General features: G+C 58.0%; 25 protein-coding genes. 22 read left to right on the top strand and 3 right to left on the bottom strand.

Going from position 1 to position 26,090, the window contains the following annotated elements; all coding sequences use genetic code 11:
- The first annotated feature begins 40 nt into the window (after positions 1–40).
- Entirely contained in the window at positions 41–1,138 is a 1,098-nt protein-coding gene (locus QN219_RS26575) for a cytochrome-c peroxidase (RefSeq protein WP_284003160.1), read from the top strand.
- A gap of 408 nt (positions 1,139–1,546) precedes the next feature.
- On the opposite strand, the gene QN219_RS26570 is transcribed toward QN219_RS26575, so the two are convergent.
- Both QN219_RS26570 and QN219_RS26565 read right to left on the bottom strand, forming a co-directional pair.
- A complete protein-coding gene (locus QN219_RS26570; protein ID WP_284003159.1) occupies positions 1,547–2,446 on the bottom strand; it encodes a glycosyltransferase family 10 domain-containing protein in 900 nt (299 codons plus the stop codon).
- Positions 2,447–2,867: 421 nt separating this feature from the next.
- Positions 2,868–3,416, bottom strand: a complete 549-nt coding sequence (locus QN219_RS26565) for a peroxiredoxin (protein ID WP_284003196.1) — start codon at positions 3,414–3,416, stop codon at positions 2,868–2,870.
- Between the two features lie 680 nt (positions 3,417–4,096).
- Here QN219_RS26565 and QN219_RS26560 point away from each other — a divergent pair.
- The 21 genes from QN219_RS26560 (at position 4,097) to QN219_RS26460 (ending at position 24,583) form a co-directional block, all read left to right on the top strand.
- On the top strand, positions 4,097–4,774 hold the full coding sequence (locus tag QN219_RS26560) for a nitrogen fixation protein NifQ (protein WP_284003158.1): 678 nt from the start codon (positions 4,097–4,099) through the stop codon (positions 4,772–4,774).
- A 115-nt stretch (positions 4,775–4,889) separates the two neighbouring features.
- Positions 4,890–6,209 carry a dicarboxylate/amino acid:cation symporter gene (locus QN219_RS26555; protein WP_283979328.1) on the top strand — a complete coding sequence of 440 codons (1,320 nt, stop codon included), beginning with the start codon at positions 4,890–4,892 and terminating at the stop codon, positions 6,207–6,209.
- 348 nt (positions 6,210–6,557) lie between these two features.
- Positions 6,558–7,775, top strand: coding sequence for a cytochrome P450 (locus QN219_RS26550; RefSeq protein WP_283979327.1), 1,218 nt, complete (start codon positions 6,558–6,560; stop codon positions 7,773–7,775).
- Between the two features lie 423 nt (positions 7,776–8,198).
- Complete coding sequence (locus QN219_RS26545; protein ID WP_283979369.1) at positions 8,199–8,453, top strand: hypothetical protein; 255 nt, start codon at positions 8,199–8,201, stop codon at positions 8,451–8,453.
- On the top strand, positions 8,419–8,541 hold the full coding sequence (locus QN219_RS26540) for a hypothetical protein (protein ID WP_283979366.1): 123 nt from the start codon (positions 8,419–8,421) through the stop codon (positions 8,539–8,541). The genes QN219_RS26545 and QN219_RS26540 overlap by 35 nt, the downstream gene beginning before the upstream one ends.
- Before the next feature lie 190 nt (positions 8,542–8,731).
- The gene (locus QN219_RS26535) at positions 8,732–9,310 is read left to right on the top strand and encodes a nuclear transport factor 2 family protein (protein WP_283979326.1); all 579 of its coding nucleotides are present in this window, start codon (positions 8,732–8,734) and stop codon (positions 9,308–9,310) included.
- Complete coding sequence (locus QN219_RS26530) at positions 9,307–11,004, top strand: SDR family oxidoreductase (protein WP_284003157.1); 1,698 nt, start codon at positions 9,307–9,309, stop codon at positions 11,002–11,004. Before QN219_RS26535 ends, QN219_RS26530 begins: the two co-directional genes overlap by 4 nt.
- 210 nt (positions 11,005–11,214) lie before the next feature.
- Positions 11,215–12,261, top strand: coding sequence for an LLM class flavin-dependent oxidoreductase (locus QN219_RS26525; protein WP_284003156.1), 1,047 nt, complete (start codon positions 11,215–11,217; stop codon positions 12,259–12,261).
- 724 nt (positions 12,262–12,985) lie between these two features.
- Positions 12,986–13,870 carry a nitrogenase iron protein gene (nifH, locus tag QN219_RS26520; protein ID WP_284003154.1) on the top strand — a complete coding sequence of 295 codons (885 nt, stop codon included), beginning with the start codon at positions 12,986–12,988 and terminating at the stop codon, positions 13,868–13,870.
- A 106-nt stretch (positions 13,871–13,976) separates the two neighbouring features.
- Positions 13,977–15,479 carry a nitrogenase molybdenum-iron protein alpha chain gene (gene nifD / locus QN219_RS26515; RefSeq protein ID WP_283979322.1) on the top strand — a complete coding sequence of 501 codons (1,503 nt, stop codon included), beginning with the start codon at positions 13,977–13,979 and terminating at the stop codon, positions 15,477–15,479.
- Between the two features lie 99 nt (positions 15,480–15,578).
- A complete protein-coding gene (gene nifK / locus QN219_RS26510; protein WP_284003152.1) occupies positions 15,579–17,108 on the top strand; it encodes a nitrogenase molybdenum-iron protein subunit beta in 1,530 nt (509 codons plus the stop codon).
- Between the two features lie 55 nt (positions 17,109–17,163).
- Entirely contained in the window at positions 17,164–18,648 is a 1,485-nt protein-coding gene (gene nifE / locus QN219_RS26505; RefSeq protein ID WP_283979320.1) for a nitrogenase iron-molybdenum cofactor biosynthesis protein NifE, read from the top strand.
- Positions 18,649–18,659: 11 nt separating this feature from the next.
- A complete protein-coding gene (gene nifN, locus QN219_RS26500; protein WP_309486621.1) occupies positions 18,660–20,012 on the top strand; it encodes a nitrogenase iron-molybdenum cofactor biosynthesis protein NifN in 1,353 nt (450 codons plus the stop codon).
- Positions 20,009–20,491, top strand: coding sequence for a nitrogen fixation protein NifX (gene nifX, locus QN219_RS26495; RefSeq protein WP_284003151.1), 483 nt, complete (start codon positions 20,009–20,011; stop codon positions 20,489–20,491). The genes nifN and nifX overlap by 4 nt, the downstream gene beginning before the upstream one ends.
- A 3-nt stretch (positions 20,492–20,494) precedes the next feature.
- Positions 20,495–20,983: a NifX-associated nitrogen fixation protein gene (locus tag QN219_RS26490; RefSeq protein ID WP_283979318.1), complete on the top strand. Its 489-nt coding sequence runs from the start codon at positions 20,495–20,497 to the stop codon at positions 20,981–20,983.
- Positions 20,984–21,326: 343 nt separating this feature from the next.
- Entirely contained in the window at positions 21,327–21,644 is a 318-nt protein-coding gene (gene fdxB, locus QN219_RS26485) for a ferredoxin III, nif-specific (protein WP_283979317.1), read from the top strand.
- 51 nt (positions 21,645–21,695) lie between these two features.
- The gene (locus tag QN219_RS26480; protein WP_309486623.1) at positions 21,696–21,947 is read left to right on the top strand and encodes an exopolysaccharide production repressor protein; all 252 of its coding nucleotides are present in this window, start codon (positions 21,696–21,698) and stop codon (positions 21,945–21,947) included.
- A 68-nt stretch (positions 21,948–22,015) separates the two neighbouring features.
- Entirely contained in the window at positions 22,016–22,501 is a 486-nt protein-coding gene (locus QN219_RS26475) for a NifX-associated nitrogen fixation protein (protein ID WP_283979315.1), read from the top strand.
- A 1,119-nt stretch (positions 22,502–23,620) separates the two neighbouring features.
- Positions 23,621–23,974 (top strand): tryptophan 7-halogenase, encoded by a 354-nt coding sequence (locus QN219_RS26470; protein WP_284003150.1) that lies wholly within the window; start codon positions 23,621–23,623, stop codon positions 23,972–23,974.
- Positions 23,971–24,333: a tryptophan 7-halogenase gene (locus tag QN219_RS26465; protein WP_284003148.1), complete on the top strand. Its 363-nt coding sequence runs from the start codon at positions 23,971–23,973 to the stop codon at positions 24,331–24,333. The genes QN219_RS26470 and QN219_RS26465 overlap by 4 nt, the downstream gene beginning before the upstream one ends.
- Positions 24,263–24,583, top strand: a complete 321-nt coding sequence (locus QN219_RS26460) for a tryptophan 7-halogenase (protein WP_284003146.1) — start codon at positions 24,263–24,265, stop codon at positions 24,581–24,583. Before QN219_RS26465 ends, QN219_RS26460 begins: the two co-directional genes overlap by 71 nt.
- Before the next feature lie 226 nt (positions 24,584–24,809).
- Here the strand turns inward: QN219_RS26460 and QN219_RS26455 are convergent, their stop codons facing one another.
- Entirely contained in the window at positions 24,810–25,760 is a 951-nt protein-coding gene (locus tag QN219_RS26455; RefSeq protein WP_283979310.1) for a LysR family transcriptional regulator, read from the bottom strand.
- Positions 25,761–26,090 lie beyond the last annotated feature (330 nt).

The following is a 26,090-nucleotide window of genomic DNA, read 5'->3' as shown; positions in this document are numbered from 1 at the left end:
CGGTGGCAGAGCCAGTTGCGATCAAAAGAAGGGGAATGCAATGTCGATGTCTTCTACGTCGTCTGTGAAAACAGGTCTTGCCGCTCATCTCCGCTCGTCGATAGGGTGGACCTTTCGAGCTACTGCAATCGGATCCTGTTTCCTCGCTTCTACGACGGTGGCGCAAGACAATCTGCTGGACGAGGCGAGATTGTTATTCAGCCCCATTCCCAAGGTCCCGCCGGCCCTGGACGGCAAGCCGGCGACACCCGAGGAGATCGAGCTGGGCAAGATGCTGTATTTCGAACCGCGACTTTCGAAAACGCACAACATCAGTTGCAACAGCTGCCATCAGATCGGACGCGGCGGCGCCGACGGAAGACCCACCTCCATCGGCTATAACGGGCAGCGCGGCGGCCGCAACGCGCCGACTGTACTCAACTCCGTCTTTGGTACTGCTCAGTTTTGGGACGGCCGGGCGGCTGACTTGAAGGAGCAGGCCGGCGGACCAATTGCCAACCCGATCGAGATGGGGACGCCCCCTGCGCACGCTGTCGAGGAGATCAAAGGCATTCCCGGCTATGTCGAGGCGTTCGTCAAAGCCTTCCCGGATGAAGTAAATCCAGTCACTTACAACAACATCGAGAAGGCCATCGCCGTGTTCGAGGGGACACTGACCACACCCGATGCGCCGTTCGATCGATACCTCGAGGGTGATGAGAACGCACTCACCGATGAAGCGAAGGAAGGCCTCAGGCTTTTTGTCGACAAGGGATGCTCCTCCTGCCACAACGGCATAAACGTGGGCGGTGGCATGTACGCTCCATTTGGCGTGGTCGAGAAGCCCGGCTCGGAGTTCCTGCCGCCTAACGACAAGGGCCGTCTCCAGGTAACAGGGAAGTTGGACGATGCCTACGTCTTCAAGGTTCCGACGTTGAGGAACGTCACACTCACTCCCCCCTACTTTCACAGCGGCAATGTATGGGACCTCAAGCAGGCCGTGGCGGTGATGGGTACGACCCAGCTTGGCACCGAGCTGGGGGCTGAGGACGTCGCCAAGATCATCGCCTTCTTACGGACGCTCACCGGGGTCCAGCCGCAGGTGACCTATCCGATCCTGCCGCCGAGCGTCCCGACGACGCCCCGGCCGGCGCATTGACCCAACTGCTCACGCCGGCATGTCGTTTCCAAATCTCAACTCCAATCCGTTCGGACCGCTCAGGGGCGGGGAACTGCACCAAGCCACTCACGATCCGCAAGATCACTTACATAACACGCGCCCATATTGCCGCCGGGCGATTTCAGTTCAGGCGCTTGTGAGTTCCATTCAATCTTTGCAAATCCGACGGAACCCAGAGCTATTGAAATCGCCCACTTCTTTTTGAGACAGCCTCTAAGGCAACTGCAATCATCGCGTCCCCCATCGATCATCTCCTCCACAACAAAGAACATGATCGCACAAATCGATGATCAGGATTTCTGGTGATTCGTGTGCCTTTGAGCAGCCATAATTAGACCAAATTTAGCCAATCGTGGGGCGCCGGATGCGAGCGAACATCCGAGTCCTTCATTCGTCCCTCCCAAAATCGACCGCAGAGGGACGAATCTGTATAAGTTCGGGGGGCAAAGGAACATCCCGAACGCTCTCGATGAAGTTGGCGAGATAAGCAAATGTATTATATTTCTCAAGAACCAATCGCTTAGCCTCACGTATTGCGTCGCGGCGTTCCTTCCAGAGGTCCGAGTCAATAACTTCTCGGATCTTGTCCAACACCGTTGGGTCCTCTGGATTAATTATCACCATTGATTCGGAAGGGAAAAACCGTGTAACGTCCTGACTACCGTAATAGATCGGCATTGTTTCAGCAACGAAGCAATCCATTAGCTTCTCGGTGAAATAGTAGTCCGCACGAGTATTTTCGAAGGCTATACTGTAGCGATAAGGCGCGAGTGCATCCCATTTGTCTCCGATCAGCCGAAAACCTCGACCGAACAGGTCAAAATCGACCGCCCCTCGTAGTCGTTCCAGAAATGCCAATCGATATCGATGTCCTTGGAGGAGGGCGATATTGCTGGTGATCCACGAGAGCCGGCGCGGCTTGTCAACGACTTCGGTGGCCAGAAGTTGGTCATAAGTCTTTCTTACAGACCAAGCCCGAGTGATCGGTGGAGACAGGACGAACCGGCGCCCTGCATCGTGCCGAGCTGCCAACTCCGCGTCAGACGTGAGAACGATGCTATTTAGCCCCTGCCCTTCGTGGAACACGCGATGAGCTTTCGTCGGCGGTTCGCCGATAGCATAAATTATCCTGTTCGGGCTCGCCTCGATCTCGACGGGTAACCCGAAAAGAGAGGCAGAATTAAAGACAATATGCCAATCGGGCGCGAAAGACGTCTTGCGCACGAAGGCGACATTGTTCCAGATCCCACTACCCTTTGGAGTGAGATGGTGGATTGCATCATCCAAGTCTCCCCACGAATCGAGACATCTGGCAACAATGGGAGCTGGACGTTCCGTTAGCAATTTAGGCAAAGCCGTTCTACTCCATTCCCTTTATCCGCGGAAAGTTGCGCACTCCGCCCGACCATCTATTCCAATCTTCTCATATTGGCGTCGAATGGCGGAAGTCAACAAAAACCAAACTTGATCAGCTCCACGCCCTTAGCCCAGCCGTCGTTGATCATAATCGATGGGCGCATGCGACACTTCGCCGACGACGGACAGCAGACTGGCTGCTCGCAGAAGTGTGAAGAGGCTGGCAGGAAGAGAAATCAGCGTCATGGCTACCGCATGGCAGCGTAGAATACAAGCTGCCCATCAGCCGACCGGCCTGTTCGAAACAACCGGTGCAGGCTCCATAGCCAGATCGATATTTTCAGGGGGCCGTTCAGGAGGCAGATGCGGCATTCGGCGTCCTCAGCGTTTCGAGAATGTTCTGCGGAGAAGAGATCCCATAGGGATCGGAATCGCAGTTGTCCGAGAAACCTTCCTCTTCGAACCATTGCTCCACCACGCCATCATTGATAAGGGCAGCGTAACGCCACGAGCGCATGCCAAAGCCAAGATTGTCCTTTGCGACCAACATGCCCATCTTGCGAGTGAATTCGCCCGAACCATCAGGAATAAGCTTGACCTTCTTTAGCCCCAACGCCTTGCCCCATGCATTCATCACGAACGCATCATTGACTGACAGGCAGTAAACCGATTCAATTCCCACCTTCCAGAATTCGTCACAAAGCTTCTCAAAATCGGGCAATTGCTGTGTCGAGCAGGTCGGCGTGAAGGCACCGGGAAGCGAAAACAGAATAGCGCGTTTGCCGCTAAAGTAGTCCTCGGTTGTTTTGACTTCCCAACGGTATGGATTTGGCCCCTCCACAGTCTCGTCGCGAACGCGCGTGCGAAAGGCGACAAAGGGGATTCTCTTTTTTATAGCCATCAGCATTGCTCCTTCGGAAAAGAACTGGCGCATTCGCCGCTCTGGATCCTCTTGCGAAACCCGTTACTTGGGAGTGTCTCGATTAACGTCCGCCACCAACAAGGACGACCACTAGTCCTCAAGAGATTTGTAATATCGGGCATGTCAGGGCGTCGCTTTCAATCTTCTATTTGGCAGCTTGGCGGCCACTCACAAGCGAAAAGCAAGCGCTGTGCCATTCGGCATCAACCCTGCAGCGGCACTGCTTGTGTAGCCGGTGTGGTGTGCAGGTATTAGCCATTCGCATAGGGTGGAACACTCGCAGCTTCTCGAGGCCCAAACCATAGGCGCAATGGTTGGCAGTCGCTCGCGCGTACCAACGCTACCGCCTGCAAGGCCAGGGTGTGTGGAGTTTGCCCCGAATTGGCGGTCCCGCTTTTCCATTGAGGGAACCGGCCGCTGCTTTTGGCACGGATCCGACGTCTAATGTCGTCTTTGTCGTTCTCTCGACATGGCCGCATGCGCCTGCTGTCTGCCGGACATCCATTTAGTCCTTGAATGACCACAAAATTACGTCTTCGGCTCAGCAGACTCGATTGGCACGAGTTTTGAAACTCCCCCGGCACGAAGCGGCCAGAACTGCCGTGCCGTAATCACCTCGAGCACCCGGTGCGTGGAACGAAACAGGGAAGGAAAGCAACATGTCGAACATAGCTCAATTCCGCGCTTTTTCGAAAGGGAGAGCCACCCTCGGAATTAGAATGCCCGATCGGCCGGGTTGGCGACAATTATTTCAGTCGCTGGGCCTCGGACCATGGGCGCCTCTAGACCTCGAAATGGATTTCGATCAGTACGTGCTTGCCTGTGTCCTCTCGCGTGCACTCGAGGAAATCGATGCCGGCGAGGCAACTGCAACAGAGGCAACGGGGCTTTCGCAGGTCGAGCTGCGGGATATCCTGAACGGCAATTTCCCTGCCCCAACGATTCACGCCTTTCGCTTGGAAGAAGTACGCGAGGTGGAGCCTGGCGCGGAGGAGGAACTCCTGCGCGGTTTGCTGCTCGCGCATGCTCGACCAGGCGGTCCGGCGAGCGTCCGTTTCGCCAAGATCATTGCCCGGCGTGCCATGCGCCACGACCACCTCTGGCGAGAGCTTGGTCTTTTCGACCGGGTCGAACTAAGCCGCCTGCTCGCCACTCATTTCCCCACGCTTGCAGCCGGCAATACGAATAACATGCGGTGGAAGAAGTATTTTTACCGCAAGCTCTGCGAGGCTGAGGGCTTTTCGTTGTGCACCGCACCCAGCTGCCAAGAATGCAAGGAATTGAAAAACTGCTTTGGCCCTGAGGAATTCGACGGTCGTCGCGAGGAGGTCACGTAGGGAGCCGACCCTAAGTTAGGCCACCCACGCGAGCTGTTGAGGGATGTCAGGCCTTTCGTCAATTCAGGAGGCTCGGTTCACGGCACACGCACGCAACCATGTGGAGGATTTTGTCATGTTGATCGCAGAACATTCCGCGGAGGTTCGCCGCAAGACACCCTTTTATCGCCACCTCTATGTCCAAGTCCTCGCGGCGATCGCCGCGGGCATCCTGCTCGGGCATTTCTACCCCGAACTCGGCACGCAGTTGAAGCCGCTCGGCGACGCCTTCATCAAGCTCGTCAAGATGATCATCGCGCCAGTCATCTTCCTGACGGTCGCGACCGGTATTGCCGGCATGACCGACCTCGCCAAGGTCGGGCGCGTCGCCGGCAAGGCGATGATCTACTTCCTGACCTTCTCGACCCTCGCGCTCATTGTCGGTCTCATCGTCGCGAATGTCGTCCAGCCGGGTGCCGGCATGCATATCGACCCGGTCTCGCTCGATGCTAAGGCGGTTGCCACCTATACGGCCAAGGCGCATGAGCAGTCCGTCACCGGCTTCCTCATGAACATCATCCCGACAACGCTGATCGGCGCCTTCGTCGAGGGCGACATCCTGTCGGTGCTGTTCATCTCGGTCCTCTTCGGCATTTCGCTCGCCATGGTCGGCAAGAAGGCCGAGCCCGTCGTCGACTTCCTGCAGGCGCTGACGCTGCCGATCTTCCGTCTGGTCGCGATCCTCATGAAGGCCGCTCCGATCGGCGCCTTCGGTGCGATGGCCTTCACCATCGGCAAGTACGGCATCGCCTCGATCGCCAACCTCGCCATGCTAATCGGCACCTTCTACCTGACCTCGTTCCTGTTCGTCTTCATCGTGCTCGGCGCCGTCGCACGCTACAACGGCTTCTCGATCGTCGCGCTCATCCGCTACATCAAGGAAGAACTGCTGCTCGTGCTCGGCACGTCCTCTTCGGAAGCGGCACTGCCGGGCCTGATGAACAAGATGGAGAAGGCAGGCTGCAAGCGCTCGGTCGTCGGCCTCGTCATCCCGACCGGCTATTCCTTCAACCTCGACGGCACCAACATCTACATGACGCTTGCCGCGCTCTTCATCGCGCAGGCGACCGATATCCCGCTGTCGCTCGGTGACCAGATCCTGCTCCTGCTTGTCGCCATGCTGAGCTCGAAGGGGGCTGCCGGCATCACCGGCGCGGGCTTCATCACCCTTGCCGCCACGCTCTCGGTCGTTCCCTCCGTACCGGTCGCCGGCATGGCGCTGATCCTCGGCATCGACCGCTTCATGTCGGAATGCCGCGCAATTATCAATATAATCGGTAATGCAGTTGCGACGGTCGTGGTGGCGAAATGGGAAGGCGAGCTCAATCAGGCGCAGCTTGCGAGCGCCCTTGCAGGGGACGCGCCGATCCCTGCGGCCGTCCAGCCAGCGGAGTAATGCCTCCTACGGCAAACCCGGACAAGTGCGGGCGCGGTCTTATTCTCCAGAGCGCGCCTACTTTCCTTCCTGCGCAACCATGGGCGTTTTCTGCAGCAGTATTTCCCCGGCTCCTCGATGCTCCAGGACTCCGGACCCCCCGGCCAACTTCTTCGGTCGCACTGCGGTTTTCGGGTCAACCAGCAGATTGGCAGGACTTTGAAGCTTGCCCGGCCCGAGGCCTGTAGTCGTCGAGCCGCGAGGGAACTCCCGCAAGAGAAAGAGGTCAGAGATAAGTGTAACCCAGAACCCTTGCCGGATGTGAAAACGATCGGGCGCAGCTGATGAGTGTTGAGAAGGAGAAATCGAGTGGAGAGCAATCCCATTCCAGATCATGTTCCGCCCGGATTGGTGAGGGACTTCAGTCTATTCACGTCGCCCGGCATGGCGCCGACGCCTAACGGGGATCCGCACGCCGCCGTGGCTTGCGTTCATGACGGCCCACCAATCTTTTACTCTCCTTGCAACACGCGCGATGGACGAGGTACCTGGGTCATCACACGCGCGAGAGACCAGCGCAGGGTGCTGGAGGACGCTGAGACCTTTTCCAGTCATCGTAGCATCTTCGCCTCCGCACTCGGCGAGCACTGGCCGGTTATCCCCCTTGAATTGGATCCACCGGCTCATGGTGTCTTCCGTAAACTGCTAAATCCTCTGTTCTCATCTAAGCGGGTGATGGCCCTGGAGCCGACCGTCCGCCTGAGAGCGAGTGTGCTGATCGACGCGATAGCCCGATCCGGGACCAGCTGTGACGTGATGAAGGATTTCGCCTTTCCCTTCACGGTAAGCGTTTTCCTTAGCTTTCTGGGGCTTTCAGAGAGCCGATCCGATGAATTCGTTAGCTGGGTAGGCGATTTGCTCCACGGTGAGAAGGTCAAGCGAACGGCAGCAGCCCGGTCGATCGTGACATTCATTGACGAAGTTGCAGCGATGCGCCGCAAGAAACCAGCTTTTGATTTCATGACATTCATCGTGCAGGCTGAGGTCGACGGCCGCTCCTTAACAAAGGAGGAAGTCCGTGGCATCGGCGTGCTTTTCATGGTCGCGGGACTTGACACGGTCGCAGCCGCCATAGGCTTTGACATTGCCTATCTTGCGCGCAATCCCGAAGACCAAGAATTGCTGCGGAACGAACCAGGCCGGCTCGTGCTCGCCACTGAAGAGTTGCTGCGCGCTTATTCAACTGTTCAGATGATTCGCGTAGCCACGAAGGACGTCGAATTCGAAGGCGTGCCGATCCGTGAGGGAGACTATGTCTGCTGCGCCACTATGATCGCTAATCGTGACCCGTCTGAATTTGAGTGCCCTAACTCTATCGATCTGGCACGACAGGACAACCACCATACCGCCTTTGGCTTTGGTCCTCATCTTTGCCTTGGCGCGCACCTTGCCCGGCGAGAAATTGTCGTTGGTCTACGTGAATGGTTGGCGCACATCCCGCCATTTGGAATCAAGGAAGGTACGGCGCCGATCATCCACGGGGGTCATGTATTCGGGATTAAAGATCTCATTGTGGCTTGGTCCTGATCGGAACGCCGCACGGGTACAAAGAGGCGATGTGATCTCCCCGCGCTTCATTCGCAGTTTCATGTACTCTCAGCGGCCTCGCGAGGCACTCGGACAAGACTGTCCGCCTTGTCGAATTGACGACACAGCCTCGTCTGATCGAATTCCTCCACACTTGCGCCTAAGTAGCTGAAAAGAACGTCTAATATTCAGCTTTGGGAGCTGTCGATGAAATTGGCATGAACTTTGAACACTGCACTGACAGGCGGTGGCTGCTTGTTGGGTGAGCACACTTCTACAGCCTCGAATACGAGGTCTCAAGCCCGAGTGGCCTGGATTCATGAAGATGAGGCAAATTCAACTGAGTTCTCGCGACGGCTGCAAGCCGATTTGTACACTCCAACTTGGAAAGCCACACCGTCGTAAACGAAAAGGAAAAAGGAAATGAGCGAGACGGCAGAAAAACCCTTTGAAACTATGGAAAAGTCGTCCTTTGATCGATCCACGGCGATCAAAGGAGGCGAGCAGCTGATACTCGCTTTTGAGGCTCAGAAAATGGTTGAATCGATCTTCGAATCCACAACGGGCAGGGCTCGCACTGCCGCTGAAGATGATGGCAGCGCTGCGGGCCAATGCCGAGGCCATTTACTCCCAGGTTCAAGCGATGTTCGGGGTGAAGTCGCCGTCCCAGGTTATTGAACGACAGCCGTCCTTCCTGCGCAAGCACATGGACATGATTGTCGAGCAGGTAAGACAATCGGAGGCACTCACCTGTAGGTGCTGCTAGATCTTTCGAAGTCGGTCAAGCACCTTTTCGAACGGGTTCTAACGGACCTCAAGGTGGCCTGATTGTCTCGGAAGGGGAACAATATCAGGCCATTCGAGCCCCACCCGCACGCTTAAACTGCAATGGCTTGAATGTCCTCGTGCCAGGCAGGCACACGCTCCTTCAATCTTCAGAAACCTGTAGAGAGCCCATGAACAAACAGAGCGTAACCAGACTATTCGACCGAGACGCCATCCGCGACTGTCTCCATCGGTACTGTCGAGGAATTGACCGCGCAGACGAGGCCGCTTTGCGCAGCTGTTATTGGCCGGATGCGCGTGACAATCACGGGAGTTACTCCGGCTCTGTCGACGGTTTCATTCAGCTTGCGGTTGGCGTCTTCAAAACGCAGCCGCGCAACATCCACCAGATTACGAACATCATGTTTGAGTTCCGCAGCCCGGCAGAAGCCGCGGTCGAGAGTTATTTCACGGCGCTGCAACGCGGACCTGACGGGGCAGGCGAGGTAACCCAGGTGCTCCTATGCGGACGCTACTGCGATCTGTTTCAGAAAAGGGAAGGAGAGTGGCGCATCTTGGAACGCGTCGTGGTTTATGATTGGGTCGAAGAGCAGAAGCCTCCGACGTCCTTAGAACCAGAACGGTTCGGCCCTCGCCAGCCAATTGGAGCCCCGCACCCGAATGATCCGGTCTACGCGCTTTCGAAGCGCCGTATTGCCGCGACAAGTCATCCAGAGGACCGGGTCGGCAGTGGAGACGAAGAACTATGATAAGACTGCGATATCCAGCGCTTCCTGCCGGGACACGCCCAGACGATCGGCAGGTTCAGCCAGGGCGGGTCATCATCATCACAGGTGCTGCAGGGGGTATTGGCCGTGCGCTGGTCGACACCTTTGCCGCGGCTGGAGACATTGTTGTCGCGGTGGACCTCCCGGACAGTGGCGTAATTGAATTGGGGCGTCATCTGGGCCAGCCCCACCTTGGCCTTGAGTGCGACGTGTCTCGAGAAGAAGAGGTCGTCACCCTCTGTGCCCTCATCGAAAGCCGATTTTCGCAGATTGGAGTGCTTGTCAACAATGCGGGGATAGCGCCGACCATGACGGCGACCGCAGACACTCCGGTGGAGGATTTTCAACGCGCTTTAGCCGTAAACCTCACGGGGCCGTACACCATGGCGCGCGAAACCGCGAAGCTGATGAAACCTGGCGCAGCCATAGTCAATATCGCTTCGATGGCTGGCCTGGCCAGCAACCCGAAGCGCAATGCCTACGCCGCTTCGAAAGCTGGTCTGATCTCAATCACGAAATCGCTGGCCACCGCATGGGGTTCGCGCGGCATCCGTGTGACAGCGGTAGCGCCCGGCTACGTACGCACGCCGATGGTTGCCGAACTGGAGCGCACCGGCAAAATCAACGCTACCGCAATCAGGTGCCGGGTACCGATCGGCCGAATGGCTCGTCCCGACGAGATCGCGCACGCCGTGCGTTTTCTGGCCAGCGCGCAGGCAGGTTACATCACGGGGTCTACGCTTGTGGTCGATGGTGGTTGCATGTCATTCAATCAACCGGGTCGTGCAAATCCGCCCAAGGATGCGGCGCCCCAAGCAGAACTCTCCCCGCCGCTCGAAGGCACCAAGGCGCGAACAGTAGTCGTCATGGGCGGCGCTAAAGGCATAGGCGCGGCCGTCGCTCGCCGTTTTGCCGCGAACGGCGATACGCTCGTGATCGCTGACGTCGACGGTGATGCAGCGGTAGGGTTGTCGGGCTTGCTCGGTGACAAGCACCTGGCAAAACGCGTGGACAGGACGGTGGAGAGCGAGGTCGTGGCGTTGTTCGAAGAGGTGAGGGAGCGCTTCGGCCACATCGACGTATTTGTCAACGGCCCTGGCATGAGTGATACACTCGTCCCCCCTATCGAACAGGTGCCGGCAGCGCTCAAACACCATCTGGATGTGAATCTTTCTGGCGCCTTCACATGCGTACGTGAGGCCGCTATATCAATGCGACCTGGCAGCGTAATTCTCAATCTTGGGGCAAGTTGCGGCCTCTTACCTCTCGGGCTGGGTCATGCCTACCGCGCATACAATGCAGGCATAGACATGCTGACCCGCTGCATGGCGGCCGAACTCGGGCCAGTTGGGATCCGCACAGCCACAGTCGCTCCAGGTCACATCCGCACGTCCAGCGCCATCGAGTGGGAAAAGGTAGCCGGCATGGACCAGACGAGGCTCAGACAGCTGATCCCTTTGGGAAGGTTTGGCGGCCCGGAAGAAGTCGCCGACGCGGCCTACTTTCTGGCCTCGTCAGATGCCTGCTACATCAACGGCTCGACCCTGCACGTAGACGGAGGCTGGACCGCCTCCAGAGACGCGGGATGCCTCAGCGAGCTAGGTGGGACAAATTCGACGGAGAGAACACGGGGTCGGATAACAGCGAGTCGACGACGTTTCCCTCCGCGTAGCTGAGGGTTTGAACGTCTTACCTCCGGCGCTCCGACTTCAAACGAAACGCTATGGACGAGTCGCTCCATCGATCATGGGATGTCTCGTGGACGACGTCAGTCCACGCCGACCGCATGCGTAGACTGAGGCAACGGCTGGCCAAAAGGCGGAACCGAAAAGAGGCGCGGACGTCACCAACTGTGCGATCCCGATCCGCAAACAAGGAGACACCCAGTGGAATTCGCAACGTTCATTCTGGCCGCTCAGCGCGGCTATCATCAATCGCCCGATAGCATCATCCGCCACTCCATTGAACAAGCCATTCTTTCAGAGCAGGCGGGCTTCAGCACAGCTTGGTTCGCCGAGCACCACTTCAACAACTATAGCCTGGTCCCGTCGCCCCTCTTGATGGTGGCCCACTGTGCCGGGTTGACGAACACCATTCGCCTCGGCACCGCCGTCTGCGTACTGCCACTCTATCAACCGCAGCGCCTGCTATCCGAAATCGGCTTTGTCGATGTCGTTGCGAACGGCCGACTCGAACTCGGCGTTGGGTCTGGATACCAGCAGTTCGAATTCGACCGCTTCGGCGTCAATATCGATGAGGCGCCGGCCATCTTCTCGGAATACCTCGACATCTTGCTCAAGGGGCTCAACGACAAGATCTTCTCGCACTCCGGTCACAACATCCAGATACCCCCGACGGCGATTTCGGTGCGCACCCTTCAAAAGCCCACGCCGCCGATCTGGATTGCTACCGCGTCCTCTCGCAGCGTGGCCCGCGCCTATCGTGAGGGACACAATCTTTTCGTCACGGCATTCCACGACGGCTTGGAAACTCTGGGCGCGCTACGCGGCATCATCCAGACGGCGGCGGCATCCGAGGGCAAGAGGGCCAGCGACATTAAGCTATCGTTGCTGCGCTGCTGCTATGCCAGCGATAATGGAGCGGAAATCGACAACTATCTCGATAACGCCCGCTTCCAGCGCCGGCTGTCCGAGGCACTGCATCAGCGTCGCCAGCAGAGCCAGGACGGCTACATGCTGGAGGAGGTGCCGACGCCTTATGATCTATCGTTCGACACTATGCGAAGGAACCTGCCGATCGGCAGCATAAACCGCGTAATTGATCGCCTTCTGGAGGAGATCGAAGTCTTCAAGCCGGACCAGATTGCAATTCAGACCCAGTTGGGGGATTTGGACCAGAAGACGATGCTGCGTCAGATAGAGCTCTGGGGAGACAGGATTATCCCAGCAGTCCAGAAATCTCTCGGGCAGTGAGAGGCTTGAAGTTTTATCGTGCCTTCCACTTCGGCCACTTCGACTAACTCAGACCCATCGGAGTGCCCATCGGGTGCAAGCCGGCGTCGCCGGCGCCCGACAATGTCGGGCGCTCACGATAGCTGAACTCTTCGTGGAAGCGCTGACTCATTCATTAGCAAACGTTAGATGGAAAACAGCGCTCACTAGACTGGTCGTGCCCGTCACTCCGACCTCCGTTTCACCTGTTGTCCATAGAAAGCCCGTCGTTTCCAAGGCATACATTCAGATGCTAGACCGGCAGACGTTCAAGCACCAGTTCTCATTTGAATCTTTTGACCCGATGAGTCGCGAGCTTAAACGGATGAGGGTCGGGAAAAAGGTCTGAAGGAAACTTGATCGGCGGAAGACACTTCGAGCTGACAATGCCTCTGAGAAAAGCCTCACCCCCAGTGCCTTAGTCCTTGATCGGCAGCGTTGTCTTGTCGCCGTCCTAACGTGTGACAGGCACGCTATACGACAATGCCGGTTCCATTTGTCGGTTCCGCGACAAAAGCTTGTTTCATCGTGCGGTGTCCTTGCTCATCCTAAATAGCTGAGAAAGCAAAAAAATCAGCTTCTGTTCGGCTCACGTGGCCCGAGTTGGCACGGCTTTTGTAACCATTCTTGCGCAGGCGGCGGAAGCTGCCGGCGGCATTCATGTTGCGGGCAACCGCGATGGTTCGAACAAACGAAGGAAAGCAACATGGCAGGTCTGCGTCAAATCGCATTTTATGGGAAGGGCGGTATCGGCAAGTCCACCACCTCGCAAAATACGCTCGCCGCTCTTGTCGACCTCGGGCAGAAGATCCTCATCGTCGGCTGCGACCCCAAGGCCGACTCCACCCGCCTGATCCTGAACTCGAAGGCGCAGGACACGGTACTGCATCTCGCGGCCGAGGAAGGTTCCGTGGAAGACCTCGAAGTCGAGGACGTGCTCAAGGTCGGTTACAAAGGCATCAAATGCGTGGAGTCCGGCGGCCCCGAACCGGGCGTCGGCTGCGCCGGACGCGGCGTTATCACGTCGATCAATTTTCTTGAAGAAAACGGCGCCTACGACGATGTCGACTATGTTTCCTACGACGTGCTCGGCGACGTGGTGTGTGGCGGCTTCGCCATGCCGATCCGTGAAAACAAGGCCCAGGAAATCTACATCGTAATGTCCGGTGAGATGATGGCACTCTATGCTGCCAACAACATCGCCAAGGGAATCCTGAAATATGCCCATTCGGGCGGCGTGCGGCTCGGCGGGCTGATTTGCAATGAGCGCCAAACAGACCGCGAACTTGATCTCGCGGAGGCACTGGCGGCCAAGCTCAATTCCAAGCTCATCCACTTCGTGCCACGCGACAACATCGTCCAGCATGCCGAACTCAGGAAAATGACGGTGATCCAATATGCACCGGACTCCAAACAGGCGGCGGAATATCGCGCGCTGGCCGAAAAGATCCATGCCAATTCGGGCCAAGGCACCATCCCGACCCCGATCACCATGGAGGAGCTGGAAGACATGCTGCTCGACTTCGGCATCATGAAGACCGACGAGCAGATGCTTGCAGAGCTCCAGGCCAAGGAAGCAGCTGCCCAATAACCGCCGCCGCATACGAGGGGCGCGGAACTTGATCCGGCGCACCATTCCACGAACGGTGCCTCTCGTTGGAGGCGTCACCCAAACCTCGAGAAGGGGGCAGGCCCAAATGAGCCTCGATTACGAAAATGACAGTGCTCGCCATGAGGAGCTTATCGCGCAAGTGCTGTCGCAGTACCCACACAAAGCGGCGAAGCGTCGCCAAAAGCACCTCAGTGTCGCAACCGATAGGGAGGAGGTCGGCGGGGAAGCCCAGACCATCTCCGAATGCGACGTTAAATCGAACATCAAGTCCATTCCAGGCGTGATGACGATCCGCGGCTGCGCCTATGCCGGCTCCAAAGGCGTGGTTTGGGGGCCGGTCAAGGATATGGTCCACGTTTCACACGGGCCGGTCGGTTGCGGTCAATATTCGTGGTCCCAGCGCCGCAACTATTATGTCGGCACGACAGGCGTCGATACGTTCGTGACCATGCAGTTCACCTCTGACTTTCAGGAGAAAGATATCGTCTTCGGTGGAGACAAAAAGCTGGAAAAGATTATCGACGAGATCGAGGAACTGTTTCCCCTGAATAACGGCATCACCGTCCAGTCTGAATGTCCGATCGGCCTCATAGGCGACGACATTGAGGCGGTGTCTCGCAAGAAGGCCAAGGAGCACGAAAAAACGATCGTACCGGTACGCTGCGAAGGCTTCCGCGGCGTCTCGCAATCGCTCGGCCACCACATCGCTAATGACGCGATCCGTGACTGGGTCTTCGGCAAGGCAGACGTCGAGTTCGAAACTGGTCCCTACGACGTCAACGTGGTTGGCGACTATAACATCGGCGGCGACGCCTGGGCCTCGCGCATCCTGCTCGAGGAGATGGGCCTGCGCGTAGTCGGAAACTGGTCGGGAGACGCAACACTCGCGGAAGTGGAACGCGCCCCAAAGGCCAAGCTCAACCTAATTCATTGCTACCGATCGATGAATTACATCTGTCGGCACATGGAGGAACGATACGGTATCCCTTGGCTGGAATACAATTTCTTCGGTCCATCCCAGATCGAAGCCTCTCTGCGCAAGATAGCCAAGCACTTCGGCCCTACAATCGAGGAAAGGGCCGAGAAGGTCATCTCCAAGTACCGGCCCTTGGTCGATGCTGTGATCGACAAGTATTGGCCGCGGCTCGAGGGCAAGAGGGTGATGCTCTACGTGGGTGGTTTGCGCCCCCGTCACGTCATCACCGCCTATGAAGACCTCGGCATGCAGATCGTCGGCACCGGCTACGAATTCGCCCACAACGACGACTATCAGCGCACCGGCCATTACGTGAAGAAGGGCACGCTCATCTATGACGACGTAACCAGTTACGAACTTGATAAGTTCATCGAGCGGATACGTCCCGATCTTGTTGGCTCCGGCATCAAGGAGAAGTACCCGGTGCAGAAAATGGGTATACCATTCCGCCAGATGCACTCATGGGACTACTCCGGCCCATACCATGGCTACGACGGCTTCGCCATCTTCGCCCGCGACATGGATCTGGCCATCAACAATCCAGTCTGGGACCTCTACGACGCGCCCTGGAAGAAAGTGGCAGCGCCTGGGGCAGCGGTTTCAGCCGAATAAGAACTTGGTCTTTCGCGGACAAGGACCCGCGGGAGACCTGACGTCTCGAACGTTTCTGTGCCGCCGTTCGACGAGGCCAGATGAAAGAGGGTGACAACTATGCCGCAATCCGCCGAACAAATTCTCGACCATGCTCCCCTGTTCCGCGAGCCGGAATACAGGCAAATGCTGGCGGAGAAGAAGCTCAATTTCGAATGTCCTCATCCAGATCAGATCGTTACTGATCAGGGTGCATATACCGAAACCTGGGAATATCGCGAAAAAAATCTTGCCCGCGAAGCGCTCGTAGTGAACCCGGCCAAAGGCTGCCAGCCGCTCGGCGCGGTGTTCGCGGCCGCGGGTTTCGAGCGCACCATGTCCTTCGTCCATGGTAGCCAGGGGTGCGTTGCCTATTACCGTTCGCACTTGTCGCGGCATTTCAAGGAGCCTTCATCGGCCGTCTCGTCCTCAATGACCGAGGATGCGGCAGTGTTCGGCGGTCTGAAGAACATGGTCGACGGGCTTGCTAATACTTACACGCTCTACGACCCGAAGATGATTGCCGTCTCTACCACCTGTATGGCGGAGGTCATTGGTGACGATCTGCATGGTTTCATCGAGAACGCCAAGAACGAAGGCTCAGTCCCTCCCGAATTCGACGTGCCGTTCGCGCACACGCCAGCCTTCGTCGACGGTTATGACGCCATGGTCAAAGGCATTCTGGAGCACTTCTGGAAAGGCAAGGAGCGCACGAAAGAGGCTGGCACGATCAACATCATTCCAGGCTTCGACGGCTTCTGCGTCGGCAACAATCGCGAGCTGAAGCGCCTGCTCAACCTTATGGGCGTGTCCTACACCTTTATCCAGGATGCCTCCGACCAGTTCGATACGCCGTCGGATGGCGAATTCCGTATGTATGACGGAGGCACAAAGATCAAAGACGTGCGGGCGGCGCTCAACGCGGAGGCTACGCTGTCGCTGCAGCACTACAATACCCGCAGGACGCTCGAATATTGTCGGGAGGTCGAACAGGCTACGGCCTCCTTCCACTATCCGCTCGGAGTCAAAGCAACTGACGAATTCCTGATGAAGGTGTCGGACATTTCCGGCAAAGAAATTCCCGAGACAATACGCCTTGAGCGCGGCCGCCTGATCGACGCCATGGCGGACAGCCAATCGTGGCTACACGGCAAGAAATACGCAATCTACGGCGATCCTGACTTCGTCTATGCCATAGCCCGGTTCGTTATGGAAACCGGCGGCGAGCCGATCCACTGCCTCGCTACCAACGGCACGCCGGCCTGGGAACGCGAGATGAAGGAGCTACTTGCATCTTCTCCGTTTGGAAAGGATGCCCAGGTCTGGGCTGGGAAGGATCTGTGGGCAATGCGCTCGCTGCTCTTCACCGAGCCTGTGGACCTGCTGATCGGCAATTCTTATGGCAAGTATCTAGAGCGCGATACCGGTACGCCACTCATCCGGCTGATGTTTCCGATCTTTGACAGGCACCATCACCATCGTTTCCCCCTCATGGGGTACCAGGGCGGACTGCGTGTCCTAACAACGATCCTCGACAAGATCTTCGACAAACTCGATCGCGAGTCGATGCAGGTTGGTGTGACGGACTATTCTTATGACCTCACGCGCTGAAATCGGCGGCCGGCAAAGGCCGGCCTTCTCCCTATAAATGTTGGAGTTCAGCGAAATGTCCCCGCTCACTGTAAAAATCCAGGATACCTTCGTCGAACCCGCCTGCGAAAGGAATCGCAGCAAGGATCCCGAGACGCGCAAAAAGGGCTGTTCGAAGCCGCTGACCCCCGGTGCGGCAGCCGGCGGCTGCGCCTTCGATGGCGCCAAGGTGGTGCTGCAGCCGATCACCGACGTCGCGCATCTGGTCCATGCACCGCTCGCCTGCGAAGGCAATTCCTGGGACAATCGCGGTACGGCTTCGTCAGGTCCGACGCTTTGGCGGACAAGTTTCACCACTGACCTCACCGAACTCGATGTTGTGATGGGGAACAGCGAACGGAAGCTTCTAAAAGCAATCGGAGAAATCAAAGAGGCGTATGCGCCGCCAGCTATCTTTGTCTATGCGACGTGCGTCACCTCACTGATCGGCGACGACATCGAGGCGGTCTGCAAGCGCGCGACCGAAAAATTCGGCTTACCGGTGGTGCCTATCAATGCGCCGGGCTTCGTCGGTTCAAAGAATCTTGGCAACAAGCTCGCCGGCGAGGCTTTGCTGGATCATGTCATCGGTACGGTGGAGCCTAATGACGCCGGCCCTTACGACATCAATATCCTTGGCGAGTTCAACCTCTCTGGCGAGTTCTGGTTGGTAAAGCCGCTCTTGGACAAGCTTGGCATCCGTGTTCGCGCCTGCATTCCGGGCGACGCGCGCTACCGACAGATTGCCTCCTCTCACCGCGCACGGGCAGCCATGATGGTGTGCTCAACCGCGCTCATCAACCTTGCCCGCAAGATGGAGGAGCGCTGGCAGATCCCCTTTTTCGAGGGTTCCTTCTACGGCATCACGGCCACCTCGGAAGCACTCCGGCGAATCGCTGATCTGCTCGTGAAGAACGGCGCCGATGCAGAGCTTCTCGATCGCACCGATACACTCATCGCAGAGGAGGAGGCGATCGCGTGGAAAAAGGTTGAGGCTTACCGGCCGAGACTCGAAGGCAAGCGGGTTCTCATCAACACCGGCGGCGTGAAGTCCTGGTCGCTTGTTCATGCGCTGATGGAAATCGGCATGGAGATCGTGGGCACCTCGGTCAAGAAATCGACCGCCGAAGACAAGGAGCGCATCAAGCAGATGCTGAAGGACGAGCACCACATGTTTGAGTCGATGGCGCCGCACGAGCTTTACGCCATGCTCTCAGAACACAGGGCCGACATCATGCTGTCGGGCGGGCGCACCCAGTTCATCGCGTTGAAGGCCAAGACACCCTGGCTTGATATCAACCAGGAGCGTCACCATCCCTATGCCGGCTACGACGGCACGGTGGAACTCGTACGCCAAATCGATCTCGCCATTCACAATCCTATCTGGTCCGAAGTGCGGGAGCCGCCACCATGGGAACACGACCCCGCCGTGGCGGAAGAACTGCCGAGCACGCAGGGAGGAACCGCGAGTGTCGCGCCTTCAAAGTCTCGCCGGCACAACGTCGCAGACTTCGCTGAGTAAAGAGGAAGCCAATGGTTCGCATCTATCCCCAGACCAAATCAGCGGCCATCAATCCGCTCAAGTCGTCCCAGCCGCTGGGTGCCGCGTTAGCCTTTCTTGGAGTGGATGGTGCGATACCGCTGTTCCACGGCAGCCAAGGCTGCACCAGCTTCGCGCTGGTGCTTTGCGTTCGCCATTTCAAAGAAACGGTCCCCCTGCAGACAACGGCGATGGACGAAGTGGCAACGGTCCTGGGCGGGGCAGGCCATCTGGAAGAAGCGATCCTCAACTTAAAGACCCGTACGAACGCGAAGCTGATCGGGATCTGCACGACGGCACTGGTCGAAACCCGTGCGGAAGACTTCTCACGGCAAATCGCCAACATCAAGATGATGCGCGCGGAAGAACTCGCAGGTACGCAGATCGTGCTGGCAAACACGCCGGATTTCGACGGCTCCCTCGAGGAGGGCTGGGCCAAGGCTGTCGCCGCGATGATCCAAGGGCTTACACGGCGCGGCCAGCAGCCGTGTAAGCCGAAGAAGGTGGCGATTCTGCCCGGGTGGCATCTCACGGTCGCCGATATCGAGCATTTGCGCGAGATGGTGGAGAGTTTCGGGCTCAAGCCGGTCATCCTGCCGGACGTTTCCAACTCGCTCGACGGTACGGTGCCCGACCGCTGGATGCGGACCACCTATGGCGGCACCAGCATTGAGGACATCGAGGAGCTTGGCACGACGGTGCGATGCATCGCCGTCGGAGAGCATATGCGGCGCCCGGCTGAGCTGCTGCAGAAACTGACGGGCGTGCCTTACATCTCATTCCAGTCGTTAACGGGACTGAAGAACGTCGACCAGTTCGTCTCGCTTCTTTCCGAAATTTCCGGCGTGCCGGTGCCGGCCAAAATCCATCGGTACCGCGCACAGCTGCAGGACGCGCTGCTCGACGGGCACTTCCATTTCGCCGGCAAGAAGATCGCGATCGCCGCCGAGCCGGACCAGCTCTACCAGCTTGCCACCTTTTTCACGGGGCTAGGCGCCGAGATCAATGCGGCCGTTACGACTACGGGTTCGTCGAAAATTCTCGAGAAAGTGCCGACCGAGTCGCTACAGATCGGCGATCTCGGCGATTTCGAAGATCTAGCCGGCGGCGCTGATCTTCTCGTTACCCATTCGCACGGACGCCAGGCGGCAGAACGCCTCGGCATTCCTCTCCTGCGCGTTGGCTTCCCGATATTTGACCGTCTCGGCAGCCAGCACAAGCTCACAGTTCTCTATCAGGGGACGCGCAACCTGATCTTCGAGGCGGCCAACATCCTCCAGGCCAATCGGCATACGCCGGCGCCTGAGATACTTGATCCAGTGTGGAAGCAGGGAAATGCCACATGACCTCCGTTCGTCGCCTGTCGCTCGTCCCTGACGAGATTCACCCGCGGTGCTCCGGCGCGTTGCGCATAGCGATCGCGACGCAAGACATGAAAATGCTCAACGCTCATTTCGGATCGGCCAAGCGGTTTGCGGTCTACGACGTAACCCGTGACGGCTGGGATTTGGTGGAAGCAGTGAGTTTCGCCGACGTTTCCGACGAGAGCGGAAAGCATCGAGCCGAGGGCGATGGCCGGATCACCTCGAAGGTGGACGCGTTGAGGGGCTGTCAACTCCTCTTTTGTCTGGCTATCGGGGGACCTTCCGCAGCCAAGGCCGTAGCGGCGAAAATCCATCCGATCAAGGTGGGGCACCCTGAACCGATCCTAGACGTGCTTTCGCGAACCCGGAAAATGCTCAGGACGGCTCCCCCGCCCTGGTTGCGCAAGGTGCTGACAGAAGCGGGCGCCGCCGCAAAGAAGCCCTTCGAAGACGAGGCCTGAATCATGAAAAAAATGTCGGACACCCCGGGTACGCCTGCTTGCAAGGAGGACGATGCGGCCCTTGCTACCCCTTTCGTCAAATGCCTCACGCGGCTGATCCGCGCTCAGGATACCTATGGGTCGCGGGATGGCACATCGGACGCGGAGCTGTTGGCCCACTTCATCGTCAGCGAGCAGCAGCGCCGTACGATCCCGATCATCGGCGATCCCGATCCGGACGTACTGTTGAGGATCAATATTTTTTATACCGCCGTGGGGCTCACGATCGAAGGGCGCACCGGCTTGGTGGCTTCTCCCACTATGATGATCAGCAACGAGGGTTTCGGGCGCGTGCTTCTAACGACCGGGCGATTAGTCGTATTCTCGAAGACACTGCGCGACGTCCACCGATTTGGATTCGCAACGCTTCGTAAGCTCGCGGAGGCCGGCGCGAAACTAGTGGACGATGCGATCGCCGCCATCGAAGCATATCCAGACGTGGCGCGAGAGTGACGTCGATCTGGGCACAAGGAATCGTCGGCCCCCCTCTCTCTGGGGCCGACGTGGGCAGCGGGGCTATACCTCCCCGGTCCCGCTGCCGCCACTGCCCCGAAGCCGATGCGATCGCCGCCATCGAAGCATATCCAGATGTGGCACGAGAGTGACGTCGATTTGGGCACAAGGAATCGCCGGCCCCCCTCTCTCTGGGCCGACGTGGGCAGCGGGGCTATACCTCCCCGGTCCCGCTGCCGCCACTGCCCCGAAGCCTGAGGCGCTCAATGCCTCCGCAAATTCCTGCAACCGCCAACGATGATCCGCTGGCCGCCCCGCATGAGAAAGAGCTGGAGAACTAGCGATGACAAGTCATTTCTTTACCCGCGACGGCTCCCCATGGATGCCGGAGTATCTGACGGCTATCGACGGCACGACCTGCATTGGTTGCGGCCGCTGCTATAAGGTCTGCTCGCGTGAGGTCATGCACCTGCACGGCATCGATGAATCAGGTGAAATTCTCGGTGTCTGCGATGGCGAGGACGACGACTTCGACGGCGAGCTCAATCGTATGATCATGCTTGTCGACCACCCCGGCCGCTGCATCGGCTGCGGGGCCTGCGCCCGCGTCTGCCCGAAGAACTGCCAGACCCATGTTGCGGCAGACAAGATTGCTGCTTGATCTAACGGACGAACCGGGAGAACGCCGTTGCCCTTCAGAATCTTTTCTCGTGTGCTGCACCTGGTCCTGTGCACCAACGCTTTAACAGTCTACTTCGTCTCGTATTCGATCCGCAGAGTAATCATTACAACATTGGGTACTTCGCTGCTTCTTCAAGGCGCCTACTTCGGAAGCGTACTTTTTCTGATCTGGCGAAGTGGCTGCACACAGACAGCGTCGAAGGGGCGCAGGATTCCGACCATTCCTGGTGAGCATGGCGGGAAATGCATTTTGCATGGTGGCGGACAGCTGTTGGGGGACTAGCATCAGACGGTGCTGGAGGAACCACATCGATCTAAGAGAAAACGCGCGCGGAGGATGAGGACTGGACGATGGCAACACTATCTGATCCCGCTGTTACTCCTGCAGTCGGCGACGACAAGGCTCTTGCCACCCCATTCATCAAATGCCTCGTGCGGTGGATACGCGCTCACGATTTCTACGGATCGAGGGAGAATAAGTGCGACGCCCAGCTGCTGGCCAAGTTCACTGTCACGGAGGAACAGCGTCGTGCGATCCCGATCATCGGCGACCCCGATCCGGACGTGCTGTGGAGGCTTGACGCATTTTACGGGGCAGTTGGTGTCGCTATAGAGGAGCGCGCGGGCCTGCTGGTATCGCGAACGATGGAGATCAGCCATGAGGGCTGCGGGCGCGTGCTATTTACGACCAGACGGCTAGTCGTGTTGTCGAAGACCTTGCGCGACGTTCATCGGTTTGGCTTCAGTACGCTTCGCAAACTTGCCAAGACCGGCACGAAGCTGGTCAACCATGCGGTCGAAGTCATCCAAGCTTATCCGGACTTGGCACGGGAGTAAGGGCCTATGTTTCAGGAAAAAAGCCGCTCTGATCTTAAAGGGTTGAAGAAGAGTGGCAGCGACAGCTGCAGTCGAGTGCTGAAACTGCAAAGGCACGATGTTTCCGAGCACATGCTGGTCAACTCGCCGAAATCATGCAGCAACGGATGAACGGTCGACGCTCTTGCGCAGATGGACGCTGCGAAGTTCGTCACATGCCTTCAGCGAAAGAATCAGGAGAATCGCGTTGCCCTTCAGAACCTTTCTTCGCGTCTTGTGCTTGCTCCTGTGCGCCAATGCTCTCGCTGCCTATATTGTCTCGCATACCGTTCGCAGCCTATTTGTCACTACGCTAGCTTATTCGCTGCTCCTTCAAATGGCTTATGCCGGAAGCGTCTTCCTCCTAGTCTGTTTGGCTGCGGTAGCGGAGCTGGTCAGGGGTCTGAGCATGCTCGATCAACTCAAAAACGGTTGGAAACCTGTATCACGGGCATGGCCGCACCCGCATCAGCGGCGAAAGGCTCGGTACTGTCACGAACGCCAACCAGAGGGCGCACGGCCAGGCGAGTACACGACCGGTCCTGGCGGCGCCGACGTTAGCTATTGCGATCTAATCTCGGCGCGGCGACCGAACGCGCGGACATCGGTTATCATCCAGGCCGGACATACTGCGGACCTCTCGTAAAAGGGCGCATGGCAACTACCATACAACAACGATTGGAGACGTGAATGCTTGATCTGACGAATGCAAGGCAGATAGGAATTATCGGGGGCGGTATTGTGGACTGGCTTGCGGCGATTGCTTGTCCCGTGTTTTCGACCCAGATGTGGATGTCACGGTCATAGAGACTCTCCGGCGTTATTTCCACTTGGCCTGCTGGAGGGGATCGCTTAACCTGATTGACACGTTGTGTCGTAATGATCTCGACTCGGACGTTTTCATCGGTGAAGCCGGTGCCACATATCATGGTGTGCTCTATGACAATTGGAAGGGTGGCGGAGTTCCGGAGATCGACTACCGCGTCGATGGCTTCTTCCCTCAGCTGTCCGCGAGAATCGCGGTGGGGGAGGACCTACACACGTGCATCCCCGGATTTGAGGCGATCGCGAGGAATTCATCGCAGCAGCGAGATAGACGAGTTGATCGCGACCGGCCAGTCCGGTCTCTACCCGTCCTACCATTTCGATGATGCCGGTTTCGAGCGGTACCTCAAGCGGGTTGGCCTGGCACGTGGGATCACTTCCTGCGCCACCGCGGTATGCGGGATTAGGCTTGATGATCGAGGCCATGTGTGCGCCTTGCAGCTCGAGGGCGAACAACTCGAGGTCGACTTCGCCGTCGATGCCTCCGGCTCTGCCAGAGTGGGTCTCGGCAGTGTCTTTAATGCCCGTTGGCGTTCGTTCGCCAATGTTTTGCCGACCGACCGAGCGATCACCTTTGATCTTCAGCCGGCAGGATCTTCGCCTCAAGCCCTGACCGTTCGACCGCCATGACTGCCGGATGGATCTGGGAGGTCCAATTGAATCGCACGACCAGGGCCGGCTATTTGTTCAGTAGCAGACATGCGGACACTGGTATGGCGATGGCGAAGGCCGAGCAGCGCTTTGGACACCGTCTCCAGCCGAAGCACGAGCTTTCGTTCTATCAAGGCTATTTCGAAACCGCGCGGGTCAACAACCTCGTGGCACTCGGAACGGCATCCGGGTTCGTCGAGCCGCTGCAGGCTGCGCTCTTGCCGCCCACCTTCGAGCAGTTGAGGAATTTGGAATGCATTCTCGCTAATGCACGCGGAATCGTGCCTGCTCAGACGAGCGCTGGACAGGCGTTCGAAACTCCTGCAGCTGCACTATGATGGGAACCGAAACGACACGCCGTTCTGGCGAGAAATTACTGCGGCTGAGTTGCCGGAGAGTTATGCCGAGCTAAGGGCTTGCTTTCAAAAACGGACGCCGCGTTTAACCGATATCCAACCCTACGTCGGAGGCGGGTGGCAGAGCCTATTCCACGAGTTCGATTGGATCTCGGTGGCGGCCCATCGCCGGGTAGTGCCCCCGACGGCGGCGCGCGGAGCTGCGCCAGCTCCCGGTGGAATGGCAAAGTGAGGCCCAGGACCATCTCGACCTGCTGAAAGGAACGGCGTCGGCCATCAGACCGCGGAGTGGATGGGTGCGTTAGGCCTTGCGTGCTATTGCCGCTGCAAGCCAAGCAAAATCTTATAGCGCAAGTCGGATCAAGCAGAGCATCCAATTTGGTCGGCGCAAGGTGTGCCTTTCGACTTTGCAACACGCGGGCGTCCGCCGATAGGCTGGATATGAAAGCGGTGCCTCCTCAAACCCGCCTAGGCTGTGGATGCCGGACCGCCTCGCTCGGAGCAGCCATGCGGGACGCCTCCCGTAACAGAATCTCCCGCATCCAGATGCTTGCCTGATCCCTGTCGTGAAGCGCGGGCCACTGGACAGCCTCGGTGAATGTTGGAAGTTGTAGCGGAAGTTCAACGATCCGCAGGGGTGTGGTCTTTGCGAAATGATTGGCCAGCCGCAATGGTATGGTCGCTATGCGGTCGGTCCCTGACAGCAACGGCGGAATCAAACTAAAGCCCGGCGCGACGACCTCGATGCGTCTCTTCATTCCGTATTCGAGCAATAGCCATTCCTCGATGGATGGTTTGAGCGTACGCCCGAATTTGACTCCAATGTGCCCCATCGACATGTATCTCTCGAGGGAAAGCTGCCGCGGCAGTTGCTTGTTCGTCAGGCAGCCGACGCACACGAACCTCTCGTCAAGCAGTTTCGCTTTGGGATGCGCGTTCGACAAGAATGATTCCGGAAGGATCAGAAAATCGACGTCGCCGCATCGCAGTAGCTCATCGGGATCATCATCGACAGACCGCAACTCGAAGCCGACGCCAGGTGCTTCTCGAGCCACACGCTCTACGACCTTCTCAAGGAACACCAGCGTCATGAAATCGGAGAGGCTGATCCTGAACCTGCGCTCCGATAAGGCCGGGTTGAACATGTCCGACGAAATGATGGAATACTGAATATGCAGCAGGGCGTCGCGGACTGCGGGTGCAAGCACTTCCGCACGCGGTGTTGGGACAAGTTTGCGGCCCTGCATGGTAAATAGCTCGTCGCCGAAATAGGTGCGTAGCCGAGCGATGGCCGAACTCATCGCCGATTGACTGAGGTTGATGCTTTGTGCCGCGGCGGTGACGCTTCGTTTACTCATCAGAGCGTCCAGCGCAACGAGGAGATTCAGATCAAGGCCTTTGAAACGCATTGGATGTATCCCACGGTGCGGATGATTGCCATCTAAAACAATCCATACGATTGCCGAATGGGCGTCCTCGGGCCTCGGCCTCCGGGCTAGCCACGGATGCCTATCCGACGAGAAGAAGATCAGGCGGCTGGGCCGCAGTCAGTTGGCGCGCCGCGGAAGCGACACTGCGCGACCGAGCTGTTTACTGCGCTCAAGATGAGAAGGCATAAACGCGCTGACCTGCGCATCGGATCCAGGGAATTGCTCTGCTCTGAGTAGCAACGGTCGCACATGATCGAGCACCCTGAGGCGCATCGTTAGCAAGGCGTTGAAGCCGTGGCTCTTAAGCAG

This window comes from Sinorhizobium sp. 8-89 (assembly GCF_030124325.1).
Taxonomy (GTDB): domain Bacteria; phylum Pseudomonadota; class Alphaproteobacteria; order Rhizobiales; family Rhizobiaceae; genus Sinorhizobium.
Note: the sequence above shows the minus strand (reverse complement) of the source record. Positions and strands in the feature narration are given on the sequence as shown.

What these genes read in the sequence shown, in the direction of transcription:
- QN219_RS26575 (WP_284003160.1), top strand. Translation starts at nt 41, where the DNA reads ATGTCGATGTCTTCTACGTCGTCTGTGAAAACAGGTCTTGCCGCTCAT.
- QN219_RS26565 (WP_284003196.1), bottom strand. Translation starts at nt 3,416, where the DNA reads ATGGCTATAAAAAAGAGAATCCCCTTTGTCGCCTTTCGCACGCGCGTT.
- QN219_RS26560 (WP_284003158.1), top strand. Translation starts at nt 4,097, where the DNA reads ATGTCGAACATAGCTCAATTCCGCGCTTTTTCGAAAGGGAGAGCCACC.
- QN219_RS26555 (WP_283979328.1), top strand. Translation starts at nt 4,890, where the DNA reads ATGTTGATCGCAGAACATTCCGCGGAGGTTCGCCGCAAGACACCCTTT.
- QN219_RS26545 (WP_283979369.1), top strand. Translation starts at nt 8,199, where the DNA reads ATGAGCGAGACGGCAGAAAAACCCTTTGAAACTATGGAAAAGTCGTCC.
- QN219_RS26540 (WP_283979366.1), top strand. Translation starts at nt 8,419, where the DNA reads ATGTTCGGGGTGAAGTCGCCGTCCCAGGTTATTGAACGACAGCCGTCC.
- QN219_RS26535 (WP_283979326.1), top strand. Translation starts at nt 8,732, where the DNA reads ATGAACAAACAGAGCGTAACCAGACTATTCGACCGAGACGCCATCCGC.
- QN219_RS26530 (WP_284003157.1), top strand. Translation starts at nt 9,307, where the DNA reads ATGATAAGACTGCGATATCCAGCGCTTCCTGCCGGGACACGCCCAGAC.
- nifH (WP_284003154.1), top strand. Translation starts at nt 12,986, where the DNA reads ATGGCAGGTCTGCGTCAAATCGCATTTTATGGGAAGGGCGGTATCGGC.
- nifD (WP_283979322.1), top strand. Translation starts at nt 13,977, where the DNA reads ATGAGCCTCGATTACGAAAATGACAGTGCTCGCCATGAGGAGCTTATC.
- nifK (WP_284003152.1), top strand. Translation starts at nt 15,579, where the DNA reads ATGCCGCAATCCGCCGAACAAATTCTCGACCATGCTCCCCTGTTCCGC.
- nifE (WP_283979320.1), top strand. Translation starts at nt 17,164, where the DNA reads ATGTCCCCGCTCACTGTAAAAATCCAGGATACCTTCGTCGAACCCGCC.
- nifN (WP_309486621.1), top strand. Translation starts at nt 18,660, where the DNA reads ATGGTTCGCATCTATCCCCAGACCAAATCAGCGGCCATCAATCCGCTC.
- nifX (WP_284003151.1), top strand. Translation starts at nt 20,009, where the DNA reads ATGACCTCCGTTCGTCGCCTGTCGCTCGTCCCTGACGAGATTCACCCG.
- QN219_RS26490 (WP_283979318.1), top strand. Translation starts at nt 20,495, where the DNA reads ATGAAAAAAATGTCGGACACCCCGGGTACGCCTGCTTGCAAGGAGGAC.
- fdxB (WP_283979317.1), top strand. Translation starts at nt 21,327, where the DNA reads ATGACAAGTCATTTCTTTACCCGCGACGGCTCCCCATGGATGCCGGAG.
- QN219_RS26475 (WP_283979315.1), top strand. Translation starts at nt 22,016, where the DNA reads ATGGCAACACTATCTGATCCCGCTGTTACTCCTGCAGTCGGCGACGAC.
- QN219_RS26465 (WP_284003148.1), top strand. Translation starts at nt 23,971, where the DNA reads ATGACTGCCGGATGGATCTGGGAGGTCCAATTGAATCGCACGACCAGG.
- QN219_RS26460 (WP_284003146.1), top strand. Translation starts at nt 24,263, where the DNA reads ATGCACGCGGAATCGTGCCTGCTCAGACGAGCGCTGGACAGGCGTTCG.
- QN219_RS26455 (WP_283979310.1), bottom strand. Translation starts at nt 25,760, where the DNA reads ATGCGTTTCAAAGGCCTTGATCTGAATCTCCTCGTTGCGCTGGACGCT.